General features: G+C 42.5%; 9 protein-coding genes. All 9 read left to right on the top strand.

The window, feature by feature from the left end:
* On the top strand, positions 1 to 221 hold a 221-nt coding region (locus ACH2DQ_RS28780), incomplete at its 5' end, for a hypothetical protein (protein WP_395028787.1).
* A 22-nt stretch (positions 222 to 243) separates the two neighbouring features.
* Positions 244 to 1,686, top strand: a complete 1,443-nt coding sequence (locus tag ACH2DQ_RS28775) for a formate--tetrahydrofolate ligase (protein WP_394915431.1) — start codon at positions 244 to 246, stop codon at positions 1,684 to 1,686.
* Between the two features lie 44 nt (positions 1,687 to 1,730).
* Positions 1,731 to 2,240, top strand: a complete 510-nt coding sequence (locus ACH2DQ_RS28770; RefSeq protein ID WP_394915430.1) for an immunoglobulin-like domain-containing protein — start codon at positions 1,731 to 1,733, stop codon at positions 2,238 to 2,240.
* A 31-nt stretch (positions 2,241 to 2,271) separates the two neighbouring features.
* Entirely contained in the window at positions 2,272 to 3,918 is a 1,647-nt protein-coding gene (locus ACH2DQ_RS28765) for an LCP family protein (protein ID WP_394915429.1), read from the top strand.
* Positions 3,918 to 4,793 (top strand): class B sortase, encoded by an 876-nt coding sequence (srtB, locus tag ACH2DQ_RS28760; protein WP_394915428.1) that lies wholly within the window; start codon positions 3,918 to 3,920, stop codon positions 4,791 to 4,793. The genes ACH2DQ_RS28765 and srtB overlap by 1 nt, the downstream gene beginning before the upstream one ends.
* Positions 4,794 to 4,845: 52 nt before the next feature.
* Positions 4,846 to 5,514 carry a hypothetical protein gene (locus ACH2DQ_RS28755; protein WP_394915427.1) on the top strand — a complete coding sequence of 223 codons (669 nt, stop codon included), beginning with the start codon at positions 4,846 to 4,848 and terminating at the stop codon, positions 5,512 to 5,514.
* A gap of 213 nt (positions 5,515 to 5,727) precedes the next feature.
* Positions 5,728 to 6,390: a response regulator transcription factor gene (locus ACH2DQ_RS28750; protein WP_394915426.1), complete on the top strand. Its 663-nt coding sequence runs from the start codon at positions 5,728 to 5,730 to the stop codon at positions 6,388 to 6,390.
* Positions 6,378 to 7,733: a sensor histidine kinase gene (locus ACH2DQ_RS28745; protein WP_395028784.1), complete on the top strand. Its 1,356-nt coding sequence runs from the start codon at positions 6,378 to 6,380 to the stop codon at positions 7,731 to 7,733. Before ACH2DQ_RS28750 ends, ACH2DQ_RS28745 begins: the two co-directional genes overlap by 13 nt.
* Positions 7,734 to 7,811: 78 nt before the next feature.
* On the top strand, positions 7,812 to 8,009 hold a 198-nt coding region (locus ACH2DQ_RS28740), incomplete at its 3' end, for an exonuclease SbcCD subunit D (protein ID WP_395028783.1).

The following is an 8,009-nucleotide window of genomic DNA, read 5'->3' as shown; positions in this document are numbered from 1 at the left end:
AAATTTTAGGGGAGGTTATAGAAGAAACGATTCTGGTTGCCCGGCAGAATATGGTTAAGGCAGCTGTGCTCAACGATACGATTGATATCCTGGAGCAAAGCGGTACCCATGTTGCAGGGTTTATTCTAAATGCTTACCGGTCAAAGGCTGGTACCGGGGGAGATGGATACGGCTATCAGAAATATTACGGCAATGTCCAAAAGCTTCCATCGGAAATGTAAAAAGTTAATGTGAGGAATGAATATGCAAATGTATGAAGAAATGAATCAGCCGTCATATACGGACGGGATAGCCGTCGATATAGGCAGTATGGTGGAGAAAGTCTGGAAAGGCATGAGAGAATATTGGATGCAGCTTGTGCTTCTGATAATCGTAATAACGGGTGGGATATTTGCAGGATTAAGCTTTCGGTATACCCCGGTATATGAAGCAAAAGCGACGTATGTCATTACTAAAACCGGTGATGCTGCAGTGGATGCCCTGATTACAGGGCGCTTAAGCGCATCGTTTGCCAGTGTTCTGGCGAACAGCGGGCTGTATGAGGAAATTGCTGCAGAATACAGCTCCGGTACAGCAAAAGGAATCCCAGGCACGATCCGGGTGGTTAATACCCCGTCTTCAAATATGATGTCCGTCACCGTACAGTCTGATAATTACCGAAATACCAATGATATTATGGAAGCATTTACGAAAGTGTATCCGGCCTATGCATCAAAAAGTGCAGGGACCGTGGATATGAGCTTGATTGATAAAAAACAGGCAACAGAGGCAGCTGTAAACCCTTTTCCTTTCTGGAAAAATATATGTATGGGTATTCTGGCTGGAGCAGCAGCGGGTGTCGTTTTACTGTTGATCTCTTCCTTTGCTAAAAAAACGGTACATAAAGATTCGGATATGAAAAAAATAGTGAATCTAGACTGCCTAGCTTATATACCTGTTGTTAAAGATAAAAAACGAAGTAAGCATCTTAATCAACAGAAGTTAATTACAAATAAAAGAATCCCTGAAGGTTTTAAACAGTCTGTTTATTCTGCACAGTTAAGAATAGAGAACCGTATGAAAAAAGAAGAATGTCAGACTCTGGTGGTTACCGGATCGGTTCCCCAGGAAGGAAAAACCACTTTTTCAGTTAATCTGGCAGCCGCTTTGGCGGAAAGCGGGAAAAATGTTGTATTGGTTGACGGGGATCTGCGGAATCCGTCTGCAGCAAGTATGCTGGATCTGAAGGGGTCTGCCGCAGGTCTGGCGGAGATTCTGGAGGGAAAGCAGCCATTGCAGGAAATCATTTTAGACAAGGCTCCGGGATTTTCCGTTTTATGTGCAGGCATGGCAGGTGGTAATATTTCCATGGGCCTTACAGGAGAAAAGATGAGAGAGATCCTGGATTATTTAAAAGCACATTATGATTATGTGGTAATAGATACGCCGCCGTCGGCAATATTTACAGATGCCGCAATTCTTTCCGAAAATGTGGATGCAGCTGTCTACATGGTACGTCAGGATTATGCGGATGTAAAATCTGTTGAGGAAGGTGTGGACCTGATTGCAAATACAGGGGTAAAGATGCTTGGATATGTGCTGAATTGTACCCATGCAGGAATCAGCGATTATGGCAAATACAGTTACCGATATGGCAGATATGCTGGATATGGAAAAAAATACGGAATTTCCGGTAAGGAAGATTGACTGTCTAAAAGCATATATAAGAAAACAGATAAGGAGCTGCTATAATGAGAGGCAAAACATGGATTACCGTTTTATTGGTCATTTTAAGTATACTGGCAGTCACTTTTGCGTGGAAAGGGTCTGAAAGCATACATCAAAAACTACAGTCAGGAAGCCAAAATGAAGAAAACACCGCTGATAATGAATCCGTTACAAAGAGCATCCGTGGAAATGAAACCCAAGAAGCAGGGACGGAAGAGGACAGGAACCAGAGTTTGGATCCGGAGACCGAAATGCCGGATCCTACCGGTGAAGAAGAGTTAAATGCCGGAATACCTTCTTTAGAACTTTTATCTGATGCAGTCCGGATAAAGGCAGGTGACAGCTTTGACCCGATTGCCCAGGTAAAAGAAGTTTCAGATGATAAAGATGCAAGAGATACATTGTTTGCCGACATTACCGTGAAGGGAGATTATAATACCACAATGCCAGGGAGCTATGAACTGAAATATATTGTGAGAGACAGTGATGGAAACCCTTCCGCCCCTCAGAAATTAACGCTGATTGTGGAATGATTTTGCAGGCAGGAACAGGAGCATGACATATATGAATACGATTATTAATATGAGTAAAGCATTGGATACCATGTCAAAGGAGCTGGAGAAAGTACCCGTTAGCATCTATGCCATACTTTTTACATCAGGGTTTGTGTGTATGCTGATATATCTTAGTTTGCGGTTTGTAAAGACGGACAGCAGGAAAAAACAGGCAGTCAGAACTACCTGCATCATTTTTTTATTGTTATCCTATATCGCTTTGGTTTTGCTTATTACAGTATTTGCAAGGAATCCCGGAACAGAATATAAGATGCAGTTAAAGCCCCTATACAGCCTTTTTCGGACAGACCATATGAACAGAGACATCATTCGGGATATCTGCAATGTCATGCTGTTTTTCCCGGCGGGATTTATCATTCAATATATGGGGACAACAAAAAGAAAAGGTTACCTTTTACTAATGCTTCCGGTATTTAGTCTGATCATTGAAACTATTCAGCTGATTACCAGGAGAGGCATGTTCGATGTGGATGATCTCTTAAGCAATGTTCTGGGCGGAATTCTGGGATTTATGTCAGCCAGAGGATGCCAGGCTGTCTTTCAAAAGGGCGGAAAAATAAAATTCCTGCTTCGAATTGTGATTTGCACCGGTTTCTTAGCAGTGCTGTCAGGTTCTGCTCTGTTTGGAGTCTACCATGTGTATAGAGTAAACGGAAGTGCCAGCTTTGTGAAAATTAGCAAGGAATACAAACTTCCGGCAATGGATGAGGCAGAGCTGGGAAAGGAGAATGAGAACGAGAATGAGTATGATCCGTCATTATATAAGTACAAAGGGAAGATATACCGCTATAAGGAGGATATGATTAATATCCTCTGTATGGGAATTGACAAGAAAACAGAAAAGATGGAAAAAGCAGCAGCGGAATCCGGAGAAGGAGGACAGGCAGATGCAATTTTTCTTCTTTCCCTGAATCCCAAGGGAGGAGAAATGAAAATATTCGGCATATCCAGGGATACCATGACCCCAATCGATAATTATGATACAGAAGGGAATCTCATAGGTCAGGGTGTGAATCATCTGGCGTTAGCTTATTCCTATGGTGACGGAGAAGAAAAAAGCTGTGAGATGATGAGTAAAGCAGTATCCGAACTTCTCTATGGACTGCCCATTCAGGGTTATGTTGCCGTGAATCTTCAGGCAGTGTCCAAAGTAAATGATGCAGTGGGAGGTGTGGAGGTTACTATTCCCGAAGACTTGACGGATATTGCACCCGGATTTACTAAGGACAGTAAAATCATATTAAACGGTGAGCAGGCGATTCTGTATATACAAAAGAGAAACCAAAAGATTTTAGGGGGCAATGATCTGCGTATGCAGCGTCAAAAACAGTATATGACTTCATTTTTAAAGGCGGCTCAGAAAGCGATTAAGAATCAACCAGTGCTCCCGCTAACACTGTATCAGGAGTTGACAGAACAGATGGTTACGGATATAGGGGTGGATCAGGCAGTTTATTTAATGACAGTCATGTTAGATTCTAAATTTAAAAGTGAAGATATAGTAATGCTGCCGGGTAAAACAGAGAAAGGAGTGTATTATGAAGAATTCCATATAGACGAAGATGCGCTGTATGATTTAATGATTGATCATTTTTATACGGAAGCCGGTGTAAGTGTGACGGAGGACGGGCCATAATGGAAAAAAATTGGAAAGGAAATAAAAGGCGCTGGCTGTTCACAGGAATCTTTTTCCTGGCTGTTGCCGGTATCTTCCTGGGTTATGCAGCGATTCAGGAAATTCAAAAAGCGGATGCCCGGGAATTGTACGGGGAATTACAGGAAAAAGAATCTGCAAATAAAGCAGAAACCCAGGAATCAAAAATGAAATTAGAAATCAATGAAACACAAAAAACAAATAAAACAGACGAATCAGAAAAAGAAGAAATAGTAGCAGAAAATCCGAAAGGAACGGACAGTGACAGTACGATTAAGCTTCCGGTTGCCATTTTAGAAATACAGAAAGAGCTGCCCGATGTCTACAGTTGGATTGAAATACCTGGCACAAAAGTAGACTACCCAATCGTTCAGCATCCGGAAGATAACAGCTATTATCTGGATAAAACACCCGATGGACAAAGTAATAAAGAAGGCTCTGTCTTCAGTGAAAAGTATAATAAAAAAGATTTTTCGGACCCGGTGACCGTATTATACGGACATAACATGAAAAATGGAGATATGTTTGGGGAACTTCACCGCTACGAGGACCGGGATTTCTTCCGGGAGCACCGTACCATTAATATTTATACAGAGAAACAGAGGCTGGAGTATGAGATTTTTGCAGCCACACTTTTCGATGACCGGCATATCCTTCAGAGTTATGATTTTACGGACAAAGAGGTGTTCATGCAGTATATTCGGGATATAAGGGGAGTGCATGACATGAGAAGTTATTTTGATACCAGTGTCAATGTTAATTCACAAGATCATATTCTGATTTTATCCACCTGCCATGGACTGGGCAGTCATTACCGGTATCTGGTTCAGGCAATTCTTGTGGACGAAGAGAAATAAATATAGGACTAATGTTAATCGCAATATTTTTAAAGAAAAGGAGAATTTAGTTATGAAGCGAATCGCAATATTGTTATCCATGTGCATTTTTCTAATGATGGGTTTTACCGCTGAGGGGGCAGGGAATATCAACAGTATCACAACTGGAAATGGTGGAGTCGTAAGCGTGTCTTCTGACCGGGGCACAGCTGTGCTCTCCGATACTTTTGAGGATCCCCTGGAGCAGGCAGAGGCTGATCGGATTAACGGAATGCTAAGTCAGCCCGTTTCAGAAGTTCTGCAGTTAAAGGCGTTAAGTCTTTATGGGCTGGATACCAGGTATATAGAAGATCAGGATATTTCAGCGTTTAAATTCCTGACAAGGGTGCACAATTTGAAACTGGATGCTGATCCGGCTCCGTCTATTGATAATCCGGTTAAGGTTCGGTTTGTCTGCAACAATATTACACCGGATATCGAAGTGTTTGTATTACATAAATGCAGTGAACATGGCTGGGAATTGTTGAAAACGGAGGGTAAAGATAATATGATCAGTGGAGCCTTTCACTCTGCATCACCGGTAGCATTGGTTTACCGGAATAAGACAGAGGCAGTCAGTGCGGGAATATCACCGAAAACAGGTGAGAATAATTGGGAAATCATTGCCGTAACAGCAGCAATTGGCTGTCTGCTCATTGGGATATATGCCATTAGGAAGAGCAGAAGAAAATGGGAGGACTAAGAAACTAGATAAAGTAATAAATATAGATAAACATAAAGTTGGAAAAAATTTCAGCCGCAAATATCCGGGAGAACCTAACATTCTGGATTTTGCGGCATTTTTGTGTTAGACTTAGCAGGTAAGGAATAAATAAATTTAACCAGAAATAAATATGGAAAATATTCCTAAATATAATTAAGATATCACTAAAAGAACCAGATAAAAGGAGCAGGCATGGCAGAAATTCTAGCAGTGGATGACGAAAAAGGAATCCTCATGGTTATTAAAAGTGCGCTGGAAAAATCCGGACACCGTGTCACGGCGTATGACCGTGCGGATGAAGTATTGAACATAAAAAAATATAATTTTGATTTGATTTTACTGGATGTAATGATGCCGGGTATGGACGGGTTTTCTCTTTGCCGGGAGATCCGGGACAAGGTGGATTGTCCGATTTTATTTTTGACGGCTAAGACCATGGAGTCTGATCTCATGACAGGGCTTAGTATCGGTGGGGATGATTACATTACGAAGCCATTTGGCATCGGGGAACTGCGTGCAAGGGTAGAAGCCCATCTGAGAAGGGAACACAGGCAGAAGAAAAATGCTTTTCATCTGTCGGGGCTGACTTTTCAGCTGAAGGCAAAAGAAGTATGGTTTCAGGATAACCAGATTCCTTTTACCAAAAGTGAATATGAAATCTGTGAATACCTGGCATTAAATCACGGACAGGTTTTTTCAAAAGAACGGATTTACGAGGCGGTCTTTGGTTACGATAAAGAAAGCGATATTGCGGTAATTGTAGAGCATATTAAAAATATCAGAGGCAAGCTGACGAAATGTGAATGCAGTCCGATTGAAACAGTGTGGGGTGTGGGTTATAAATGGAGAGATTAAAAAAGAAGAAGACGATGACGGGGATATTTACAAGATACGTGGTTTATCTGGGAATAGGGATTCTGGCTGCGGCTGGAATTGTAATGCTGGTGCTTCAGGCACTGGCATACAGCGGCAGTGTGCTTCCGGCAAACTATTATGAACGCCAGATTGAAGCCCAAAGGGATCAGATTGCAGGAAGTGATGATGCAGCGTCTTTGATCCCACGGGGATGTCTGTATGGTATTTATGACGAAGCCGGTAAGTTCAGTGAGGGAAATATCCAGGAGAATCTGAGAGATACGGCTTATCACAATGCCGTAAATGGAGCAAATACGGTTCGGGATTATTTTATCAAAACGGTGCCGGTGAAAGGCAAAACCTGTGTTATTTTATATAAGATTGCTATGAGCTTTACCAATCCGGTTCTTCAGAAATATCTTCCTAATCCCCTTATATGTCTTGCAGTTATGTTTATACTGCTGACGCTGGGGATTATCATCTGGATGTCCAGGCGGTTTGGAAAATTGCTGTCCAGGGAGATTGCCGTGCTGGAGCGGACTACAGAAAATATACGGATGGAGGAACTGGATTTTGAGATGGAGAGTTCAGATATTAAGGAGATCAGCAATGTACTGGATTCTTTTGGGAAACTGAGGAAAAATCTGAAGCATTCACTGGAACAGCAGTGGAAACTGGAGGAGAACAGAAGAGACCAGGTGGCGGCACTCAGCCATGACTTAAAGACGCCCCTGACTATCCTGCGGGGAAATGCAGAGCTGTTATCCGAGACAGACCTGGATGACGAACAGCAGATGTACAGTGACAATATCCGGCACAGTGTGTCAGACATGCAGGACTATATCCGGATGCTGCTGGATATTAACAGTGCCCATAAGGTGTTTGATATTCTTCCAAAGCAGATTAATCCCCGGGTTTTACTGGAAGAAACGGTTTCCCAGGCAAAAATACTGGTTATGGAGAAATCGATTTGCCTGGAAACGGATATCAGCAATCTGCCGGAACAAATGGCACTGGATGAATCTGCTTTTAACCGGGCTGTTATGAATGCATTGACCAATGCGGTGGAATATACGCCTGTTTCGGGGAAAATAAAAGTCAGCGCCTATGTATCGGATAATCATCTGTCAGTATGCATTGAGGATTCCGGGAGGGGATTTACAGAGGAGGAAACGAAACGGGCTTTTGAACAATTTTACCAGGGGGATAAAAGCAGAAATTCAAAGCTTCATTACGGGATGGGGCTGTATATTGCGAAAAGTGTCGCTGAAGCACACGGAGGGCGGCTTGAACTTGGCAGATCCTTGGATCTTGGAGGTGCCAGGGTTTGGATGGTTTTCTAGAAACCCTACAGACAGCACTTTTGACTTTTGCGAAATAGCGAAGTATAATAACGAACATAAGAAAAAGGAGGGCATCCGATGCGTTTACTACACACTGCCGACTGGCATCTGGGTAAAAATCTGGAGGGCAGAAGCCGGCTGGATGAACAGGAACTGTTCCTGGAAGATTTTGTGAAAATTGTGGAAGAAAATAATCCGGATCTCGTATTAATAGCAGGTGATATCTATGATTCTGCGAATCCGTCTGCCCGCGCGGAGAAGCTTTTTTACGATACT

This window comes from Robinsoniella sp., from assembly GCF_034124845.1.
Note: the sequence above shows the minus strand (reverse complement) of the source record. Positions and strands in the feature narration are given on the sequence as shown.